Genomic DNA, 18176 nt, shown 5'->3' with positions numbered 1-18176 from the left:
CGACGATACTGACATTCAGGATAGTATCTTGAATGTTACATCCCGGCCGAGTCCGGAAAAGGGAAGGGCCCGGCTGGATGCCGGGCCCTTCGTCGAGGTGAAGCCCTCGGTCAGGCGATCTTGACGATCGGGAGGTTGTCGACCTCGTCGACGGCGATCTCGTCGGAGTCGAGGTCGATCTCGATCGTGTCGTCGTGCATGGTGAGGTCCAGCTCGCCGGAGGTGCGGAGGCTGGCGACCCAGGCGTCGATCCAGTCGCCGGAGTCCTCGGTCTCGCCGTTGCCGAAGCTCTGGAGCACGGCGGCGGCGGCCTCGAAGGCGGCGGCGGTGAGCAGACGCTGGTCCGCGGCCTCGCGCTCGGCCAGCTGGGCCTTCGCGCGCTCGGCGCGGGCCTGGCGGACGATCTCGTCGGCCTCGGCCTTCTCGACCCGCAGCTGGGCGACCTCGGCCCGCAGCTCGGCGGACTCGGCGCTCATCGTCTCGATCTGCGTCTGCAGCGACTTGATGCTCTCGCTCAGGACGGACAGCTGCTGGGTGAACAGCGACTCGTCCCGGCGGCGCATCGATTCCTGCAGCGCCAGTTCACGGGAGTAGCGCCGGCTGCGGCGGACCGAGTCCGCGACCAGACCGAGCGCGATCAACCAGGACGCGACCACGGCCAGCCGCAGCACCTGGGTGTCTCCGGAAACGACGGCGAGTACGACCCCCGCAGTCGCGACCGTTCCGACGCTCACGCCGGACACGGTCTTGACGGTGGGGAGCTGCTGGCGATGGCGTCCACGTGTCATGGGCGAAAAAGTAACTGGTGTGACTCGCGATTCCGATGAGGCACGCCGAGACGTGAGAGGCGTGTCGCGACTTGTGTGACGAAACGGGCGAATCGCCCGCCGTCCGCCCGCGCGGTCGGCGCCGGGAGGGGCCGATCTGCGCACTCGGTGGAGGTGAGCACGGGTCGCCGGGCACGAACCGGGGCCGATCTGCGCACTCAGCGCAGGTAGGCCCCAGGGTCAGGCGTCCACCCGGCCGGCGCCCGTCAGCCCCGCGAGGCCGGCCTGCGGGGCCGATCTGCACACTCGGTGGAGGTGAGCACGGGTCGCCGGGCACCGACCGGGGCCGATCTGCGCACTCAGCGCAGGTAGGCCCGAGGGTCAGGCGTCCACCAGGCCGGCGCCCGTCAGCCCGCGTGATCGGCGCGGGGGCCGGGGAGGCCGGGGCGGTCGGGGCCGTCACCGTTGCCGCCGGGAACCCGGCAGACGTGCTCGAGGAACAGCGCCCCCGCGACGACGGCCACCGAGGCGACGGCGGCCGCCAGCGCGTTCGTCCCCAGGTCGGAGCGGCCGGGCTCGCCCCAGTCCCCGGCGAGGAAGAGCGTGTAGCCGCCGTAACCCCCGGCCATCGCGGCCCCGACCGGGGAGCTCGCCCGGGCCAGGACGACGTACCGCGCCGTCTGCAGCGCGTTCAGCGCCCGGGCGTCGGGGCGGCGCTCGGCGATCGCCCGCAGCCGGCCCCGGGTGCTCACGGCGAGACCGACCAGCACCGCGGCGAGCAGCGCGAGCACGCCCGCGGCCGTCGGCGGGACGCGCGGCAGCGTCCGGCCGGAGCCGTCGATCAGCAGCCCGGCCGAGTACCCGACCGAGCCGGCCAGCACCGCGACCGCGGCGAGGACCGGCGGTCGCGTCGGTCGCAGCACGCCCGCGTCAGGCGGGGAGTTCCAGGACGACGTCCGTGCGGCGCAGCGTCGAGGTGTCCAGGTCGGTCAGCAGGTCGGCGATCTTGCCGTGGGTGACGAGCTCGGCGTCGGGCTCGACGTCCCGCCACGGCAGCAGCACGAACGCCCGCTTGTGCGCACGCGGGTGCGGCAGCGTGATCGCGGGGTCGTCGAGCACGCGGTCGGCGAGCGCGACGACGTCGACGTCCAGGCGGCGCGGCCCCGAGCGATCCTCGCCCACGCGCGGGCGGCCGAACGCCTCCTCGACGGCGTGGCAGCGCTCGAGCAGCGTGGCGCCGGACATCTCGGTGTCGACCAGCAGGACCGCGTTGAAGAACTTCCCGCCGTCCTCGGGCTTCTCCGGCTCGGACTCGTACACCGGGGAGACGCTCAGCCCCCAGATGCCGGGGGCGTCGAGGATCGCGTCGATCGCGTTCTGCAGGTTCGTCTCACGGTCGCCGGTGTTCGAGCCGAGCGAGAGCACGGCCCGCCGGATGGGGCGCAGCTGGCCGGTGAGGGTGTCGTCGACGCCGGGCGAGGTGTCAGTCATGAGCGGCTCCGCATGATCGTCACGGATACGTCCTCGAACGCGACGGAGACCGGCGCTTCGGGTTTGTGGACGGTGATCTGCACCTGCTCGACCCCGGAATCCTCCAGGCACATCGCAGCGATGCGCTCGGCCAGGGTCTCGATCAGGTTGACGGGCTCTCCCTCCACGAGGGCCACGACGCGGTCGGCGAGACCGGCGTAGTCCACGGTGTCGGACAGGTCGTCGCTCTTGGCGGCGCGGCGGGTGTCGACCCCGAGTTCCACGTCGATCAGGAACGGCTGCCCGTTCGCCCGTTCCGAGGCCAGGACGCCGTGCCGCCCGAAGCCGCGCAGGCCCCGGAGGGCGATGCGGTCGAGCTGCTGCATACGGCGGGTGTCCTCACTACTCGGCGGGAGAGCGGTACGTGCAACCTACCTGCCCTGGTCTTTCCACCGCACCGGGCAGTTGAGACCCGGCGAAGGGTTAAGTAATCCCTCAGCTACCCCTCGTCGTCGTCCGACGTGTCCGAGATGACCGGCGATCCGTGGCGGACCCACAGCTGCCAGCCGTTCTCGGTCCGCCGGAAGATGTTCGTGGCCACGCCTTTTGCGCCGGCGAAGGTGGTCGCGTCGTCCTCGTCGTCGTCGGTGAGGATGTTCTCGACGCAGGTGAGCACCGCGAAGTCCGTCCCGAGGTGGACCTCGACGTCGGTCAGGACGAACTGGATGTACGTCGTGTTCGCCATGATCATCGCCCAGGACCGCAGCACCTCGTCCCGGCCCCGCAGCGCCGGCCAGCCCGGGTGCACGCAGGTGACGGAGGCCGCGAGCTCGCCGTTGACCCAGATCCGGTCCATGCGGTCCAGGTCGCCGGCCTCGAAGGCGGCGTAGAAGTCCTCGTTGAGCTCGATCAGCCGCTGTTCGTCGCTCATCGCGCTCCTGCCCAGGCGGCCGCCACGCGGACGGCGTCGGCGGTCGGCGCGGCCTCGTGGACGCGGACGCAGTACGCCCCCTGGGCGGCCGCGAGCGCGGAGACGGCGGTGGTGGCGTCCTCGCGCCGGTCGACCGGGCGCGGGTGGCCGTCGGCGTCGGGCAGCAGGCGGCCGAGGAAGGCCTTGCGGGACGCCGCGAGGAGGATCGGGCGGCCGAGCGCGTGCAGCTCGTGCAGCCGGGCCAGCAGGGCCCAGTTGTGCTCGGCGGTCTTCGCGAAACCCAGCCCCGGATCGAGGATGACGTGCTCGGGGTCGACCCCCGCGGCCGTGACCTCGTCGAGGCGGGTCTGCAGCTCGCGGCAGACGTCGGTCACCACGTCGTCGTAGACGGCGCGGGACTGCATGTCGACGCTCGGTCCGCGCCAGTGCATGAGGACGTACGGTACGCCCGCCGCCGCGACCAGCCCGACCATCTCGGGGTCCGACAGGCCGCCGGAGACGTCGTTGACCAGCCGCGCGCCGGCCGCGAGGGCGTCGGCCGCGACCTCGGCCCGCGTGGTGTCGACCGCGACCGGGATGCCGTCGTTCGCCAGCGCCGCGACGACGGGGATGACGCGGCGCAGCTCCTCGGCGGCGTCGATCCGGACCGCGCCCGGGCGGGTCGACTCGCCCCCGACGTCGATCAGGTCCGCGCCGGTGCGCATGAGGTGGCGGCCGCGGTGGACGGCGGTCTCGGCGTCGAAGAACTCGCCACCGTCGGAGAACGAGTCCGGGGTGACGTTGACGACGCCCATGACCAGGCACCGGTCCCGGACCGGCAGGCCGGGGACTGCCCTGTTCACCTGGTCACCGGCGGGGCCCGGACTCCATGATCAGGGCCATCGCCTCGGCCCGCGTGGTGGCGTTGAGCAGGCTCCCGCGGACCGCGGACGTGATCGTCCGCGACCCCGGCTTGCGGACCCCGCGCATCGTCATGCACAGGTGCTCGGCCTCGATGACCACGATCGCGCCCCGCGGCTCGAGGATCCGCATCAGGGAGTCGGCGACCTGGGTGGTGAGCCGCTCCTGGACCTGGGGCCGCTTCGCGAAGACGTCGACGAGGCGGGCCAGCTTGGAGAGCCCGGTGATCCGGCCTTCGGGGGCCGGGATGTACCCGATGTGCGCGAGCCCGTGGAACGGCACGAGGTGGTGCTCGCAGCAGGAGTACATCTCGATGTCCCGGACCAGGATCATCTCGTCGTGCCCGAGGTCGAAGGTCGTGGTCAGCACGTCCTCCGGCCGCTGCCAGAGCCCGGAGAACATCTCCGCGTACGCCCGCGCCACCCGGGCCGGCGTGTCCCGCAGCCCGTCCCGCTCCGGGTCCTCCCCGATCGCGATCAGCAGTTCCCGGACGGCATCCTCCGCCCGCTTCGCGTCGTAGGGACGCCTCGCGCCCCCGTTGTCCTCAGGCAGGGAGGTGGGTTGGACCATCCCGTCAGCCTAGGCACTGCCCGGGGACGCTGGGATGAGGCCCTCGCGGCACCCTCTTCCGGGGCTGCGTCGACCCGCGCTCGGGGCCCAGCTGCGCCCGGTGCGCAGATCAGCACCGGTCCGCGGCCGTAACCCCGGGCCCAGCTGCGCCCGGTGCGCAGAAGAGCACCTCAGCGCCTGGGCCGGCCAGCGCGTTCGGGCGAGTTTTGCACAGGGACGCACACACACGGAGTTGTCCACAGCCCGGGATCGGCGGCCTCCGCGAGGAGGCAGAGTCCGCGCCATGACTTCTTCCGACTTCAGAGAACCTCGCGGCTCCACGGGGCCGTCCGACTTCAGCGATTCCCGCCCGTTCCGGAACTCGGACGCGATGGCGGCGGGGCTGACGCGGCGTCAGCTGCAAGGCAAGCAATTCCGTTCGGTGTCGCGGGGGGTGCGGATCGCGGCCGACGCGCGCCTGGACCTCCGCGCGCGGTGCGAGGCGGCGCGGCTCGTACTGCCGGACGACGCCGCCTTCAGCCACCACACCGCAGCCAAGATCTTCGACGCCCCGGTGGCTGCGGACACCCGGGTGCACGCGAGCGTGGTGGCGGCGGTCGAGCCGCGGATCAAGGGCGTCGTCGCGCACCGCGTCCGGAACGTCGGCGAGGTGTGGGACTACGGCGGCCTGCGGACGACCTCGCCCGGCCGGACGTTCGTCGACCTCGCCGCGCATCTCGACTTCCCCAACCTCGTCGCCGCCGGGGACGCGTTGCTGCGCGTGCCCTCGGCGCGGCCGTCCTTCGTGACGGCACTGGAGTCCGGCACCGGGAGGCCGGGCATCCGCACGGCCCGGCGTGCCTTCCCCCTGCTCAACCCCAAGGCCGACTCGGCGCCCGAGAGCCACCTGCGGCTCCTCGTCGTCGAGCACGGCTTTGTCCCGGACACCGTCAACGAGCCCCTCTACGACGAGGACGGCCACCAGTGGGCGAAGCCCGACCTGGGCTACCGCGTCGGCCTCGCCCTCGAGTACGAGGGCGCCCACCACCGGAACCTGCCCCGGCAATGGGGGTCGGACATCAACCGTGACAACGAGTACGCGAGCCGCGGCTGGTACGTCATCAAGGTGAACGCCTGGCTGCTCTACCAGCATCCGGAACGCCTGCTCGCCGAGATCGCCCGCGTCCTCGACCTCCTCCGCCGGCGCGGCGCTCACGTGCGCTGAGTGCGCAGATCGGCACCGGTGCGAGGCCCCACACCGGGGCCCAACTGCGCACTCGGTGCAGCTGAGCCCGGCGGCTGGGGCCGGCAGCCCGGGCCCGTGGCCCGGGGGCGCGGGTCAGGCGGTCGGGGGGTCCCAGAGGGGGCGGCCAGGACGGCCGGGGTTGGCCTCGGGCTCGTAGGCGGGGCGGTTGTCCGCGGGGATCGACGGCGGCGGGGTGGAGGCGTCGTCGACGGGGGCGCCGTTGGCGAGCGCGATCTCCTTCGGCGTCATGACCGGGGCGCGGTTGGACGGGATGCGCAGGTCCGAACCCGTCCACGCCGGACGCTGGGGACGCCGGTTGAGGTCGCGGAAGATCTCGGCGACCTCCTCCTTGTTCAGCGTCTCCTTCTCCAGCAGCGCGACGACGAGGTTGTCGAGGATGTCGCGGTTGTCGGCGAGGATCTGGAAGGCCTCGTTGTGCGCGGTCTCGATGAGCTTCTTGACCTCGGCGTCGACGATCGCCGCGATCTCCTCGGAGTAGTCGCGCTGGTGGCCCATGTCGCGGCCGAGGAAGACCTCGCCGTTGTCCTGGCCGAGCTTGATCGCGCCGAGACGCTCGGTCATGCCGTACTGGGTGACCATCGCGCGGGCGAGACCGGTCGCCTTCTCGATGTCGTTCGCGGCGCCCGTCGTCGGGTCGTGGAAGATCAGCTCCTCCGCCGCGCGGCCGCCCATCATGTAGGCGAGCTGGTCGAGCATCTGGTTGCGGGTCGTCGAGTACTTGTCCTCGTCCGGCAGCACCATCGTGTAGCCGAGCGCCCGGCCGCGGCTCAGGATCGTGATCTTGTGCACCGGGTCGGTGTTCGGCAGCGCCGCGGCCACCAGGGCGTGCCCGCCCTCGTGGTAGGCGGTGATCTTCTTCTCCTTCTCGTTCATCAGGCGAGAGGACTTCTGCGGGCCGGCGACGACGCGGTCGATCGCCTCGTCGAGGGCCTTGTAGTCGATCAGCTTGCCGTCGCTGCGGGCCGTCAACAGGGCAGCCTCGTTGAGGACGTTCGCGAGGTCCGCACCGGTGAAGCCGGGGGTGCGGCGGGCGATCGAGAGCAGGTCGATGTCCGGCGCGACGGGCTTGCCGCGGGCGTGGACCTTGAGGATCTCGTGCCGGCCCTGCAGGTCCGGACGCTCGACCGCGATCTGCCGGTCGAAACGGCCCGGCCGCAGGAGCGCCGGGTCGAGGATGTCGGGACGGTTCGTCGCCGCGATGAGGATGACGCCGCCCTTGACGTCGAAGCCGTCCATCTCGACGAGGAGCTGGTTCAGCGTCTGCTCGCGCTCGTCGTGACCACCGCCGAGGCCGGCGCCGCGGTGGCGACCGACGGCGTCGATCTCGTCGACGAAGACGATCGCGGGGGCGTTGGCCTTGGCCTGCTCGAACAGGTCGCGGACGCGGGAGGCGCCGACACCGACGAACATCTCGACGAAGTCGGAACCGGAGATCGAGTAGAACGGCACGCCCGCCTCGCCGGCGACGGCGCGCGCGAGCAGGGTCTTGCCGGTGCCGGGCGGGCCGTAGAGCAGGACGCCCTTGGGGATCTTCGCGCCCATCGCCTGGAACTTGCCGGGGGCCTCGAGGAACTCCTTGATCTCGTGGAGCTCCTGCACCGCCTCGCCGGCGCCGGCGACGTCGGCGAACGTCGTCTTCGGGGTGTCCTTGGAAATGAGCTTCGCCTTGGACTTCCCGAACTGCATGACGCGGGAGCCGCCGCCCTGCATCTGGTTCATCAGGAACAGGAAGATGACGACGATCAGCACGAACGGCAGCAGCGTCACCAGCAGCGAGACGAAGAAGTTCTGTCGCGGGTTCGAGATGTCGTAGGTCTCGATCGCGCCGGCGTTCTTCTTGTCCTGCAGGAGCTTGCCGAGCTCGGCGCCCTGGCGCTCGAGGTAGGACGCCTGGATCTTGTCGTTCTTGACGTCGCCCTTGAGCTCGAGCTGGATGCGCGGCGAGCCGCCGCCGATCAGCTCGGCCTTCTGGACCTGATCCTTGGAGATGGCGTCAATGACGGTCGCGGTGTCGACCTTCTTGTAGCCGTTCGCCGCGTCGAACACCCGGCTCACCAGGATCACGGCGAGAACGGCCACGATGATCCAGACCACCGGGCCGCGCAGATAACGCTTGACGTCCATCACTGTGACGATACCTGTCGCGGGCCCCCCGAGATGCGAGCCGGCCGATCAAGGGGTGTGGCTACTGATACACGTGCTGCGCGAGCGTCCCCACGAACGGGAGGTTCCGGTAGCGCTGGCGGTAGTCCAGGCCGTACCCGACGACGAACTCGTTGGGGATGTCGAAACCGACATATCGGACATTGATCTCGACCTGCACGGCGTCCGGCTTCCGGAGCAGCGTGAAGACCTCCAGGCTCGCCGGCTGGCGCATCTTGAGGTTGCGCAGGAGCCAGGAGAGCGTCAGGCCGGAGTCGATGATGTCCTCGACGACCAGGACGTGCTTGCCGGCCAGATCGATGTCGAGGTCCTTGAGGATCCGGACCACGCCCGAGGACTTGGTCCCGGAGCCGTAGGAGCTGACCGCCATCCAGTCCATCTCGACCGGCGACGACAGCGCCCGCGCGAGGTCGGCCATGACCATGACCGCGCCCTTGAGGACTCCGACGAGGAGGAGGTCCTGGCCGGTGTAGTCGGCGTCGATCTGCTTCGCGAGCTGGTGGAGCTTCGCCTGGATCTCCGCCTCGGTGATGAGGACCCGATCCAGGTCGGACCCGAGATCGCCCTCGTTCACGCCACGTCCTCTTCGCTCACGGGGTGCTGCTCTCCTCCGGGGGGCCGACAAAGACGAGCGTCCCACACGACCGGAGCGCGCGGACCGCTCCCGGCAGATCTACCCAGCGCTGTCCACGCCAGGCGAGAACCAGGGCGTCCAGCGCCTCGACGTGCCCCGCCGTCAGGTCCCCCGCCGGCGACCCCGCCCCGATCGCCGCGCTCCGCAGCACCCGGGTCCGGATCGCCGCCGGCTGCTCGGCGAGCTTCGCGCAGTCGAGCCCCCGTTCCGGTGGAGATGACATCTCCAGGGAAACGGCCGAATCCGGTGGAGATGACATCTCCACCGAGACGGCGGCGGCGAGGGCGTCGAGGGCGTCGGCGTCGGCGCGGAGGAGGGCCGCGGTCCGGGCGAGGGCGTCGACGATGCCGGGGCCGAGCGCGGCCTCGAGGGCGGGCAGGGCCTCGTGGCGGACCCGGGACCGGGCGTAGGCCGGGTCGGCGTTGTGGGGGTCGTGCCAGGGCTGGAGGTGCTCGGCCTGGCAGGCGAGGGCGACGGTGGCGCGGGTGACGTCGAGGAGCGGACGCCGGTAGCGGCCCGAGCGGGGCGCCATGCCGGCGAGGGAGCGGGCCCCGGACCCGCGGGCGAGACCGAGCAGGACCGTCTCGGCCTGCTCGTCCCGGGTGTGGGCGAGCAGGACGGCCGCCGCGTTGAGCTTCTCGGCCGCGGCGTCGAGGGCGGCGTAGCGGGCGGTCCGGGCGGCGGCCTCGGGCCCGCCGTCGGTCCCGACGTCGACGGCGATCGCCTCGGCCGGGTCGAACCCCCACTCGCGTCCCGTCGCGGCGACCGCGGCCGCCCGCTCCGCCGACCCGGGCTGCAGCCCGTGGTCGACGGTGATCAACCCCGCCCGCAGCCCGGCGCGCGGGGCCTCGAACGCGGTCGCCTTCGCGAGCGCGAGCGAGTCCGGCCCCCCGCTGCACGCGACGAGGACGAGGTCCCCGGGCTCGAGGTCCGTCAGCGCCGTCCGGACCGCCCGTCGGATCTCCGCCACCGCCGGGTGGGGGCCCACCTCAGCCCGCCCCCGTTGAACAAGGGGTGACACCCCTCGGTGCGGCGCGATGTGAAAAAAGGGTGACACCCCTTACTGCGCAGTAAGGGGTGTCACCCTTTTTTGACAGCGGGGGCATCAGGGGGCCGCCCATCAGGGGGCCGGGGCGGGGTGGACCCGGGCGACCCAGGCGGCGGGGTCGTGGAGCTCGGCGAGGGTCGGGAGGGTCGCCGGGGAGTCCCAGACCCGGTTGAACCCCGCCATCCCGACGGCGTCGACGACGGCGGAGACGAACTTGACCCCGTCGGCGTACTGCTTGAGCTTCGCCTCGAGGCCGAGGAGCCGGCGCATCAGGGCGTCGAGACCGGTCGCGGACTCGCGGCGGCGCTGGAACGCCGAGCGGATCTCCGCGACCGACGGGATGACCTCCGGTCCGACGCCGTCCATCACGAAGTCGGCGTGGCCCTCGAGCAGGGACATGACGGCGGTGATGCGGTCGAGCGCGACCTTCTGGTCCGGCGTCGCGACGAGGTCGAGAACCGAGCCCTGCCCCCGGGCGACGTCGCCGAGGCCCTGCACCGCGCGGCCGATCTGACGGAGCATCGCGGCGGGGTCGACGTCGGTCGCGTCGAGGAACCCGCGAATCTCGCCGCGCATGTGCTCGGCCAGCCAGGGGACCGCGGTGAACTGCGTCCGGTGCGTCTCCTCGTGCAGGCACACCCAGAGACGGAAGTCGGTCGGGTCGACCTGCAGTTCCCGCTCGACGGCGACGATGTTCGGCGCGACGAGCAGCAGGCTCCCCCGCTCCCCCTCCTTCGCGCCCGCGGCCGGCAGGAACGGCTCGTACTGCCCGAGCACCCTGGAGCCGACGAACGCCAGCAGCGCCCCGAGCTCCGCGCCGGTCACCCGCGAGCCGAACGCGCTCATCACCGCGCCGGTCGCGCCCTGGCGCTCCTCGGCCATCCGCTCCAGCAGCGGGGCGGAGAGCTCGGAGAACGACCCGACGTTGACGTCCAGCCAACGATGCCGGTCGACGACGAGCACCGGCGGCTCCGGCCCGGCCGGAATCATCCCGGTGAAGTCGCGGACGTACGCCCGGGAGTCGAGCGCCAGCGTCCGCAGCTGCGCGACCACCTGCCCGATCTCGATCTCGGTCCGCCGCGGCGGCGCCGGCATCAGGCGCTTCCCGGTGGCCCGGGCCACGCCCCAGTCGATCATCGCGCCACCGCTGCTCATGCCCGCAACGGTACGGCCGCCCGCAGACCTCAGCTGCACCCGCACTTGGCGAGGACGCCGGCGACGCGGTCCCAGGTGGTGCGAACGGCGATGCCGGCGCCAGGGCGGACGGCGTCGGCGGCGACGTCGAACGCGAGCAGCCGGCCGGAGGCGTCGAGGACGACGCCGGAGAGGGAGACGACGCCGGTCAGGTAGCCGCTCTTCCCGCGGAGGACGCCGCGGGCGGGGACGGCGGCGCCGGAGGTGAACCGCTGGCCGAGGGTCCCGTTGGTCCCGGCGATCGCGAGGCCGGCGATCAGGGGCCGCAGCTCCACACGCGGGCCCGCGGCGGCGACGGCGAGGGTCTTCGCGATCACCTGCGGCGGGATCCGGTTGTCGCGGGAGAGGCCGGAGCCGTCGTGGAGCGTCACGCCGGTGACGTCGACGCCGAGCGCGGTCAGCTCCGCCAGCAGGGTGGCGACGCCGTCGGTGAACGTCCCCGGCTTGCCGCGGGCGATCGCGATCTGCCGCAACAGCGCCTCGGCGACGTCGTTGTCCGACTCGACGAGCATGTGCTCGACCAGCGCCGCGATCGGCGCGGACGTCACCTCGGCGACGGTCGGTGCCTCGGCCGGCGCGACCCCGGCCACCGGCGAGCCCAGGACGTCGACGCCCCGCCGCTCGAGCTCGGCGGCGAACAGCTGCGCCGTCCGCAGCGCGGGGTCGTTGACGCGTCCCCCGTTCAGCGGGCCGTTGCGTCCCTGGTCCGCGGACAGGCCCATGACCGGCCCGACCACGTCGCCGGTGTAGGTCCGCACCCAGTGCGGCGAGGCCGCCGGGCCGGGGAAGATCCCGCCGTCGTACTGCAGGCGCGCCGCGGTGATGCCCTCGTCGTTGAGCTCCCGGACGGTCTGCACCGCCAGGTCCACCAGCGACGCCCGCCGCGGGTACTCCGGCAGCTTGTCCGACCCCTTCGGCAGCGAGGACAGCAACGGGTCCCCGCCGCCGACGAGCACGAGCTTCGCCGGCGGCGCGGGTGGGGCCACCGCCCCCGGCGAGGGGGACGGCGTCGGCGCCGCGGTCTCGGCGCCCGGCTCGATCACCCGCTGCACCCGGGTCCGGAGGACGGCGTCGGGGCCCATGGCGGCGAGGATCCCGGCCCCGGTGAGGACCTTGGTCGTGGAGGCGGGGGTGATCGGGCGGGAGCCGTCGGCCTCGTAGAGGAGGGCGCCGGTCGCGACGTCGACGACGGCGATCCCGCGGACCCCGCCGATCGGGCCGGGCCGAAGGAGGTCGGCGAGCGCGGAGCTCAGGCCCGTCGCGGTCGGCCCGGTCCCGGACGCGGGGTCGACGGGGGCGAGGACCTGCGGGACGTCCTCCGGAGCCGTCGGGGACGGTGTGATCTCGGCCGCACCGACAGTGCCGCCGACCAACGCCGGCAGCAACGCGAGCGCAGCGGCCCCCGCGAGCGTGCGGTACCGCAGCGGAACCCCCACCTGGCCTCCACTCGTACGACGGCCCGTCGACCCGACCCCACCATGATCAAGCCCCTGCGAGATTATCGAGACATCCCGCCCCACCCCTGCGATTCCGCCACCTGAGGAATTACCTGCGATGAGCCAGCCCCTGCAGTTCGACGTGACGATCGAGATCCCCAAGGGGCAGCGCAACAAGTACGAGGTCGACCACGTGAGCGGCCGCATCCGGCTCGACCGGATGCTCTTCACCTCGACCCGGTACCCGGCCGACTACGGCTTCGTCGAGGAGACCCTCGGCGAGGACGGCGACCCGCTGGACGCGCTCGTCCTCGTGGAGGAGCCCACCTTCCCCGGCTGCCTCATCCTCTGCCGCGCGATCGGCATGTTCCGCATGACCGACGAGAAGGGCGGGGACGACAAGGTTCTCTGCGTCGTCGCGAACGACCCCCGCGTCGAGCACATCCGGGACATCCACCACCTCTCGGAGTTCGACCGCCTCGAGATCCAGCACTTCTTCGAGGTCTACAAGGACCTCGAGCCCGGCAAGTCCGTCGAGGGCGCGACCTGGGTCGACCGCGCCGGCGCGGAGGCCGAGATCCTCGCCTCGCGCAAGCGCCTCGTCGAGCACGGTGACGCAGCTCACTGACGGTGCGTTCGCGCTGATCACGGGCGTTCAAGAGCGCTTCTCACGGCCCGCGGTGAGGCGGGTGCGGCTTCGCGTGCGTTTCGGTTAACACGGCACACACAGGGCGGCAACAACCGTGCCGGACTCTGCAGGAGTCCACCGCACGAGCAGGAGCCCCGATGACGATTGCCGCGGAGAGCCCGGGCACCAGCCCCGAGACCACCACCGCCCGGCCGCACTGGATCGACGACTGGCGGCCGGAGGACGTCGAGTTCTGGGAGTCGACGGGCAAGCACATCGCCCGTCGGAACCTGATCTTCTCGATCTTCTCCGAGCACATCGGGTTCTCGGTCTGGACGATGTGGTCGACGCTGGTGCTGTTCCTCGGCCCGGCCTACGGCCTGACGCCGGCGGAGAAGTTCACGATCGTCTCGGTCGCCGCCGGGTGCGGGTCGTTCCTGCGCCTGCCGTACACCTTCGCGGTCGCGAAGTTCGGCGGCCGGAACTGGACGATCGTCTCCGCGGCCCTGCTCCTGCTCCCGACGCTGGCGACGTTCTTCCTGCTCGAGCCCGGCATCTCCTACTCCACGCTGCTGATCCTCTCGGCGATCGCGGGTGTCGGTGGTGGCAACTTCGCCTCGTCGATGGCGAACATCAACGTCTTCTACCCGGCCCGGCTCAAGGGCCGCGCGCTCGGGCTCAACGCCGCCGGCGGCAACCTCGGCGTCGCGACGATCCAGATCGTCGGCCTGATCATCCTCGCCACCGCCGGCGTGAACCACCCGAAGATGGTCGTCGGCATCTACATCCCGTTCATCGTCGTCGCCGCCGTGCTCTCGGCGCTGTACATGGACAACATCACCAGCGCCGCGAACGAGAAGGGCGCGATGCGGGAGGTCTGCAAGGACGCGCAGACCTGGATCATGTCCTTCCTCTACATCGGCACCTTCGGCTCGTTCATCGGCTTCGGCTTCGCCTTCGGCCAGGTCCTGCTGACGCAGTTCCCGGACCAGTTCCCGACCGCCCGTGACGCCGCCGAGATCACCTTCATCGGCGCGCTGATCGGCTCGATCGCCCGGCCCCTCGGCGGCGTCCTCGCCGACCGGATCGGCGGCGCGCTGGTGACGTTCTGGAACTTCGTCGGGATGGCCGTCTTCGCCTCGCTGGTGTGGATCGCCTCGATGCAGGAGTCACTGCCGCTGCACCTGTGCGGCTTCGTCGGCCTCTTCATCACCTCGGGCATCGGCAACGGCTCGACGTACAAGATGATCCCGATGATCTTCCGGGCCAAGGCCCAGCTCGCGGTCGCCGCGGGCGAGGACTCGGCCGCCGCCGACCGGCACGCGCGACGGATGTCCGGCGCCCTCATCGGCATCGCCGGTGCGATCGGAGCCTTCGGTGGCGTGCTCGTCAACATCGCGTTCCGCGAGTCGTTCCTCCGCAACGGCACCGGCGACGCGGCCTACCTGAGCTTCCTGCTCTTCTACGCGGCCTGCTTCGTCGTCACCTGGTGGGTCTACCTCCGGCCGCGCGACGGCAAGCTGCTCGGGGTCTGACGCCCCGTCACAAACAATCTCACTCCGGGCGAGTCGGCCCCGGGACCGGGAGTTCCCTCCCCCGGTCCCGGGGCCGTTCTCCGTCCTCCCAGCCGGGTCGGAAAGAATCCCGGGCATGGACGTCCTGAGCAGTCGCGTACTCCTGCGCCCGACGGACCACGCCCGGTCCCGCCACTTCTACGAGGAGACCCTGGGCCTCGCGGTGTTCCGCGAGTTCGGGCCGGCGGACCACCCCGGCGTGGTGTTCCACCTGGGCAACGGGCTGCTCGAGCTCTCCGGCTCCTCGGCGGACGGCCCGAACGACGCGATCGCCATGTGGATCCAGGTCCGCAACGTCCACAAGCAGCACGAACGCCTCGAACGGGCGGGCGTCCCGGTCCTCCGGCCGCCGGTCCAGGAGCCGTGGGGGCTCATCGAGTGCTGGATCGCGGACCCGGACGGGATGAAGATCGTCCTGGTCGAGGTCCCGGCCGACCATCCGCTTCGCCGGGACCAACGTCCGTAGTGCCGGTAACCTGAGAGAGTTCCCGACTTCGTCCGAGGTGTTTCTCATGGCGGTGCCGATCATCAGAGTCGCCCAGATCCTCGCGTCCCCGCAGGGTCGCCGGGCGATCAAGGTCGCGAACGAGCAGGTCCGCAAGCAGCTCGCGGACCCGAAGAACCAGGAGCGCATCGCGAAGGCCAAGGAGCAGGTGCAGAAGCAGCTCCAGGACCCGAAGAACAAGGAACGCGTCGAGACGCTCAAGAGCAAAATCACCGGTAAGGCTGGCTCAGGCGGCGACACGCCGAGCAAGTGACAGGGCGTCAGCTAAGAGTTCGGCCCGCCGGGCCCAAGACTCTTGACACACCCCCCGGGACCCAGAGGATTGTCCTTCGGACATGCATCAAACCGGTGACGCTCCGTTCGTGATTCGTCACATGATCACAAGCTTCTGTCACGTCTTGATCCGCCCCGCCGCTCCGGAAGATGGGACGTCGTTCTCGTGTCCGGTAACCCCGCCGAACCAGGTCTGAACCCCTCCGTCGCCGACGCGCGCGCCCGGCTGCAACGGCTGGCGTTTCTCGTGCTCAGCCCGAGCCTCGGACGCCGTCGGCGGGCGTTGATCGCCCACGTCGCGGTGGACCGGACCTACAACCCCGAGGCCCCGTACGCCGTCCTGCGCGAGCTCGTCCTGCGCCGCACGCTGGCCACCGGCCGCCGCCGCGCCGTCCTCGCCTCCTGCGGCGCCCGGCCGCGCGCCTCCGCCCCCGACCTCGTCGGCCTGTTCCCGGCCGCCCGCGCCGCGTACGCGCTCCGTCACCTCGAGGGCCTCGACCGGTCCGAGACGTACGCCACGCTCGCCGCCGCCGGCGTCGGCGACCCCGCCGCGGCGACCACGCTCGCGGACCGCCTCCTCACCCACGAGCGGCCGGGGCTGCCGGGCCGGCTCCGCTAGCTGCTCCCGAGTTTCCGGCCCCGGCCCGGGTAGGGCTCTCTCCGAGTGATCACGGCGCGCCCGAAACGGGTTGTGCCCGAAACGAAGGAGAGCGACATGACGCTGCTCAAGACGGTCGACGTCGCCGTCCCCGTGTCGACGGCCTACAACCAGTGGACGCAGCTCGAGGAGTTCCCCCGGTTCATGGACGGCGTCGAGTCGGTCGAGCAGATCGACGACACCCGCAGCCGCTGGAAGACCAACGTGATGGGCGCCGAGCGCGAGTTCGAGACCCGCATCACCGAGCAGATCCCGGACGAGCGGATCGCGTGGACCACGACCAACGGCGAGACCGAGCAGGCCGGCGTCGTCACGTTCCACCGCCTCGACGAGGCCCAGACCCGCCTCACCCTTCAGATGGACATCGAGGGCGGGATGCTCGAGAAGCTCGGCCTCGCGACCGGCATGATCGGCCGCCAGATCGACGGCGACCTCGGCCGGTTCAAGGAGTTCATCGAGGAGCGCGGCGCCGAGACCGGCGCCTGGCGCGGCGAGGTCGACCGGCCGAAGCCCTGACCGGGTTCGCCGGGTCGCGTCGTCGCGTCGAGAGGAGAGCGCCATGAGCGGACGCCAGAAGACCGAGTCCGACGTCGAGCCCGACGAGGCGCGCGTCGACTCCCGGGCCACCGGGGGTGACCCGGACCGCCGGGACACCGAGGGCGGCACGACCGGGACCAGCAAGGCCGAGGAGTTCGTCGGCCGGGTCGCCGGCGACGAGGACTTCTCCGGCGAGACCGGAGCCGAGCGCCGCGCCGCCGCGGACTGAGCTGAGCTCGTAACGTCCGGCCAACTGTGGGCTATTGGCCTCAGTTGGCCGGACGCAACGTCTTAACGGGTGTCGAGCACGACGAACGACTCGCCGAGGCGTCCCGACGGAAGGTTCCCCGCCACCGCCTGGGCGGCGCCCCACTCGCGCATGCGCTGCTCGAGGTCGGGAAGGTGGGCCGTCTGGGAGACGTGCGCCCACAGCGCGGCCATCTTGCGGTCGAAGGTGTCGGTGATGTCGACGGTGACGTCGCCCCCGCCCGGGGAGAGAACCCAGATCTCGGAGACGGTGTGGGGCGCGAGGCCGTCGACGGCGAGCAGCTCGGGGTGGGCGAACTCGTTGCGGGCGTCGGGGTAGACGGCGCAGAACGCGGCCTCGCCGGTCGCCGTGTGGTCCGGGTGGCTGCCGTACATGCTGCGCAGGTCGCGGACCGGGTGCTGCGTGATCACGCGGGTCGGGCGGAACTGTCGGATCACGCGCGAGATGTCGCGGCGCAGCTCCAGGCTCACCGTCAGGCGGCCGTCGGGGTAGCCGAGGAACTCGACCTGCCGGACGCCGACCACGGACGCGGCCTTGAGCTGCTCCTCCCGGCGCTGCGCGGCCATCTCGGCGCGGCTGATCGAGGGATCGTTCCCACCGGCGTCACCGTCGGTGACGATGCAGTAGGCCACCTCGATGCCCTCCGCGGTCCAGCGGGCGATCGAGCCGGCGACGCCGTAGTCGACGTCGTCGGGGTGGGCGGTGACGACGAGGACGCGGGTCTGTTCGGGCGTGACGTCGGACATGCCCGGTGCAACGGCCTCGCCCGGGGGGGAATTCCGCGCGGGCCTCGGGGTAGTGCGGCCACGAGCCGAAGGAGAGTCCATGTCCCTGCCCCGTTCCGCCCCCGCCGTTCTGACCGCCGTGCTCGTGCTCGGCAGCGCCGCCGCCTGCGGGGAGGACGAGGTCTACGACGACGACGGCCCGCTCAGCCCGGGGACGCAGACGACCGCGCCGGCGCAGAGCGCCGAGCCGGGGCTCGCGGACGCCGGCACCGCGTCGCCCATCCCGACCCGGGGGGACGACGTCGGCATCGGCGGCCAGGAGCGCTCCGACGGCCAGGACGCGGAGCAGTAGCCCCCAGGGACCCGTGATCGAGGTCGAGCAGGAGACTCCGGAGACCGCCGAGGACCCCCACCTGACGCAGCTTCAGGCCGAGGTGGAGGGCCTGCGCCTCGCCATGCGCAACCGCGGCGTGATCGAGCAGGCGAAGGGCATGTTGATGCTCCGGCTGGACCTCGACGAGGACGCCGCGTTCGACCACCTCCGCGTGCAGTCCAACCGCTCGAACCGCAAGCTCATCGACGTCGCGGCCGAGGTGGTGCGCACCCGCGCCGGAGAGGTCACGCCTGGCTGATCGACGTGTGCCGGCGG

At 71.7% G+C, this 18176-nt stretch carries 23 protein-coding genes; 10 read left to right on the top strand and 13 right to left on the bottom strand.

Going from position 1 to position 18176, the window contains the following annotated elements; all coding sequences use genetic code 11:
• Positions 1 to 110 precede the first annotated feature (110 nt).
• From SPOPO_RS0111865 to folE, 7 genes are all read right to left on the bottom strand, one after another.
• Positions 111 to 734: a hypothetical protein gene (locus tag SPOPO_RS0111865; protein ID WP_156869827.1), complete on the bottom strand. Its 624-nt coding sequence runs from the start codon at positions 732 to 734 to the stop codon at positions 111 to 113.
• Between the two features lie 440 nt (positions 735 to 1174).
• A complete protein-coding gene (locus SPOPO_RS29180; RefSeq protein ID WP_019874998.1) occupies positions 1175 to 1690 on the bottom strand; it encodes a DUF3180 family protein in 516 nt (171 codons plus the stop codon).
• Between the two features lie 7 nt (positions 1691 to 1697).
• Complete coding sequence (gene folK / locus SPOPO_RS0111855; protein WP_019874997.1) at positions 1698 to 2258, bottom strand: 2-amino-4-hydroxy-6-hydroxymethyldihydropteridine diphosphokinase; 561 nt, start codon at positions 2256 to 2258, stop codon at positions 1698 to 1700.
• Entirely contained in the window at positions 2255 to 2623 is a 369-nt protein-coding gene (folB, locus tag SPOPO_RS0111850; RefSeq protein WP_019874996.1) for a dihydroneopterin aldolase, read from the bottom strand. Before folB ends, folK begins: the two co-directional genes overlap by 4 nt.
• A gap of 113 nt (positions 2624 to 2736) precedes the next feature.
• Positions 2737 to 3168: a nuclear transport factor 2 family protein gene (locus SPOPO_RS0111845; protein ID WP_019874995.1), complete on the bottom strand. Its 432-nt coding sequence runs from the start codon at positions 3166 to 3168 to the stop codon at positions 2737 to 2739.
• The gene (folP, locus tag SPOPO_RS0111840; protein WP_019874994.1) at positions 3165 to 3962 is read right to left on the bottom strand and encodes a dihydropteroate synthase; all 798 of its coding nucleotides are present in this window, start codon (positions 3960 to 3962) and stop codon (positions 3165 to 3167) included. The genes SPOPO_RS0111845 and folP overlap by 4 nt, the downstream gene beginning before the upstream one ends.
• Positions 3963 to 4014: 52 nt before the next feature.
• Positions 4015 to 4638: a GTP cyclohydrolase I FolE gene (gene folE / locus SPOPO_RS0111835; protein ID WP_019874993.1), complete on the bottom strand. Its 624-nt coding sequence runs from the start codon at positions 4636 to 4638 to the stop codon at positions 4015 to 4017.
• Positions 4639 to 4921: 283 nt separating this feature from the next.
• Here folE and SPOPO_RS0111830 point away from each other — a divergent pair, with 283 nt between their 5' ends.
• Entirely contained in the window at positions 4922 to 5842 is a 921-nt protein-coding gene (locus SPOPO_RS0111830) for a hypothetical protein (RefSeq protein WP_156869825.1), read from the top strand.
• Between the two features lie 114 nt (positions 5843 to 5956).
• On the opposite strand, the gene ftsH is transcribed toward SPOPO_RS0111830, so the two are convergent.
• The 5 genes from ftsH to dacB form a co-directional block, all read right to left on the bottom strand.
• Positions 5957 to 8008 (bottom strand): ATP-dependent zinc metalloprotease FtsH, encoded by a 2052-nt coding sequence (ftsH, locus tag SPOPO_RS0111825; RefSeq protein WP_019874991.1) that lies wholly within the window; start codon positions 8006 to 8008, stop codon positions 5957 to 5959.
• 61 nt (positions 8009 to 8069) lie between these two features.
• Positions 8070 to 8621, bottom strand: coding sequence for a hypoxanthine phosphoribosyltransferase (hpt, locus tag SPOPO_RS0111820; protein ID WP_019874990.1), 552 nt, complete (start codon positions 8619 to 8621; stop codon positions 8070 to 8072).
• Between the two features lie 16 nt (positions 8622 to 8637).
• Entirely contained in the window at positions 8638 to 9669 is a 1032-nt protein-coding gene (tilS, locus tag SPOPO_RS0111815) for a tRNA lysidine(34) synthetase TilS (protein ID WP_028984712.1), read from the bottom strand.
• Between the two features lie 132 nt (positions 9670 to 9801).
• Entirely contained in the window at positions 9802 to 10866 is a 1065-nt protein-coding gene (locus tag SPOPO_RS0111810) for a zinc-dependent metalloprotease (protein ID WP_028984711.1), read from the bottom strand.
• A gap of 47 nt (positions 10867 to 10913) precedes the next feature.
• Complete coding sequence (gene dacB / locus SPOPO_RS0111805; protein ID WP_019874987.1) at positions 10914 to 12359, bottom strand: D-alanyl-D-alanine carboxypeptidase/D-alanyl-D-alanine endopeptidase; 1446 nt, start codon at positions 12357 to 12359, stop codon at positions 10914 to 10916.
• A gap of 130 nt (positions 12360 to 12489) precedes the next feature.
• On the opposite strand from dacB, the gene SPOPO_RS0111800 reads away from it, so the two are divergent.
• The 7 genes from SPOPO_RS0111800 (at position 12490) to SPOPO_RS29175 (ending at position 16763) form a co-directional block, all read left to right on the top strand.
• The gene (locus SPOPO_RS0111800) at positions 12490 to 12987 is read left to right on the top strand and encodes an inorganic diphosphatase (RefSeq protein WP_028984710.1); all 498 of its coding nucleotides are present in this window, start codon (positions 12490 to 12492) and stop codon (positions 12985 to 12987) included.
• Between the two features lie 158 nt (positions 12988 to 13145).
• Positions 13146 to 14522 carry a nitrate/nitrite transporter gene (locus SPOPO_RS0111795; protein ID WP_019874985.1) on the top strand — a complete coding sequence of 459 codons (1377 nt, stop codon included), beginning with the start codon at positions 13146 to 13148 and terminating at the stop codon, positions 14520 to 14522.
• Positions 14523 to 14637: 115 nt separating this feature from the next.
• Positions 14638 to 15027: a VOC family protein gene (locus SPOPO_RS0111790; RefSeq protein ID WP_019874984.1), complete on the top strand. Its 390-nt coding sequence runs from the start codon at positions 14638 to 14640 to the stop codon at positions 15025 to 15027.
• Between the two features lie 46 nt (positions 15028 to 15073).
• Positions 15074 to 15319, top strand: coding sequence for a hypothetical protein (locus tag SPOPO_RS0111785; RefSeq protein WP_019874983.1), 246 nt, complete (start codon positions 15074 to 15076; stop codon positions 15317 to 15319).
• 186 nt (positions 15320 to 15505) lie between these two features.
• Positions 15506 to 15958, top strand: a complete 453-nt coding sequence (locus SPOPO_RS0111780) for a hypothetical protein (RefSeq protein WP_019874982.1) — start codon at positions 15506 to 15508, stop codon at positions 15956 to 15958.
• 96 nt (positions 15959 to 16054) lie between these two features.
• The gene (locus SPOPO_RS0111775; protein ID WP_019874981.1) at positions 16055 to 16513 is read left to right on the top strand and encodes an SRPBCC family protein; all 459 of its coding nucleotides are present in this window, start codon (positions 16055 to 16057) and stop codon (positions 16511 to 16513) included.
• A 43-nt stretch (positions 16514 to 16556) separates the two neighbouring features.
• Positions 16557 to 16763 carry a hypothetical protein gene (locus tag SPOPO_RS29175; protein ID WP_019874980.1) on the top strand — a complete coding sequence of 69 codons (207 nt, stop codon included), beginning with the start codon at positions 16557 to 16559 and terminating at the stop codon, positions 16761 to 16763.
• Between the two features lie 62 nt (positions 16764 to 16825).
• Here the strand turns inward: SPOPO_RS29175 and SPOPO_RS0111765 are convergent, their stop codons facing one another.
• On the bottom strand, positions 16826 to 17548 hold the full coding sequence (locus tag SPOPO_RS0111765; RefSeq protein WP_019874979.1) for a PIG-L deacetylase family protein: 723 nt from the start codon (positions 17546 to 17548) through the stop codon (positions 16826 to 16828).
• Between the two features lie 79 nt (positions 17549 to 17627).
• On the opposite strand from SPOPO_RS0111765, the gene SPOPO_RS0111760 reads away from it, so the two are divergent.
• Both SPOPO_RS0111760 and SPOPO_RS0111755 read left to right on the top strand, forming a co-directional pair.
• Complete coding sequence (locus SPOPO_RS0111760) at positions 17628 to 17879, top strand: hypothetical protein (protein ID WP_019874978.1); 252 nt, start codon at positions 17628 to 17630, stop codon at positions 17877 to 17879.
• A 13-nt stretch (positions 17880 to 17892) separates the two neighbouring features.
• Positions 17893 to 18159 (top strand): ANTAR domain-containing protein, encoded by a 267-nt coding sequence (locus SPOPO_RS0111755; protein WP_019874977.1) that lies wholly within the window; start codon positions 17893 to 17895, stop codon positions 18157 to 18159.
• The last annotated feature ends 17 nt before the right edge of the window (positions 18160 to 18176 follow it).

The organism is Sporichthya polymorpha DSM 43042 (assembly GCF_000384115.1).
Lineage (GTDB): Bacteria > Actinomycetota > Actinomycetes > Sporichthyales > Sporichthyaceae > Sporichthya > Sporichthya polymorpha.
Note: the sequence above shows the minus strand (reverse complement) of the source record. Positions and strands in the feature narration are given on the sequence as shown.

What these genes read in the sequence shown, in the direction of transcription:
- SPOPO_RS0111775 (WP_019874981.1), top strand. Translation starts at nt 16,055, where the DNA reads ATGACGCTGCTCAAGACGGTCGACGTCGCCGTCCCCGTGTCGACGGCC.
- folP (WP_019874994.1), bottom strand. Translation starts at nt 3,962, where the DNA reads ATGGGCGTCGTCAACGTCACCCCGGACTCGTTCTCCGACGGTGGCGAG.
- SPOPO_RS0111830 (WP_156869825.1), top strand. Translation starts at nt 4,922, where the DNA reads ATGACTTCTTCCGACTTCAGAGAACCTCGCGGCTCCACGGGGCCGTCC.
- folK (WP_019874997.1), bottom strand. Translation starts at nt 2,258, where the DNA reads ATGACTGACACCTCGCCCGGCGTCGACGACACCCTCACCGGCCAGCTG.
- SPOPO_RS0111765 (WP_019874979.1), bottom strand. Translation starts at nt 17,548, where the DNA reads ATGTCCGACGTCACGCCCGAACAGACCCGCGTCCTCGTCGTCACCGCC.
- SPOPO_RS29175 (WP_019874980.1), top strand. Translation starts at nt 16,557, where the DNA reads ATGAGCGGACGCCAGAAGACCGAGTCCGACGTCGAGCCCGACGAGGCG.
- SPOPO_RS0111785 (WP_019874983.1), top strand. Translation starts at nt 15,074, where the DNA reads ATGGCGGTGCCGATCATCAGAGTCGCCCAGATCCTCGCGTCCCCGCAG.
- ftsH (WP_019874991.1), bottom strand. Translation starts at nt 8,008, where the DNA reads ATGGACGTCAAGCGTTATCTGCGCGGCCCGGTGGTCTGGATCATCGTG.
- SPOPO_RS0111810 (WP_028984711.1), bottom strand. Translation starts at nt 10,866, where the DNA reads ATGATCGACTGGGGCGTGGCCCGGGCCACCGGGAAGCGCCTGATGCCG.
- folB (WP_019874996.1), bottom strand. Translation starts at nt 2,623, where the DNA reads ATGCAGCAGCTCGACCGCATCGCCCTCCGGGGCCTGCGCGGCTTCGGG.
- SPOPO_RS0111790 (WP_019874984.1), top strand. Translation starts at nt 14,638, where the DNA reads ATGGACGTCCTGAGCAGTCGCGTACTCCTGCGCCCGACGGACCACGCC.
- SPOPO_RS0111760 (WP_019874978.1), top strand. Translation starts at nt 17,628, where the DNA reads ATGTCCCTGCCCCGTTCCGCCCCCGCCGTTCTGACCGCCGTGCTCGTG.
- SPOPO_RS0111795 (WP_019874985.1), top strand. Translation starts at nt 13,146, where the DNA reads ATGACGATTGCCGCGGAGAGCCCGGGCACCAGCCCCGAGACCACCACC.
- SPOPO_RS0111845 (WP_019874995.1), bottom strand. Translation starts at nt 3,168, where the DNA reads ATGAGCGACGAACAGCGGCTGATCGAGCTCAACGAGGACTTCTACGCC.
- folE (WP_019874993.1), bottom strand. Translation starts at nt 4,638, where the DNA reads ATGGTCCAACCCACCTCCCTGCCTGAGGACAACGGGGGCGCGAGGCGT.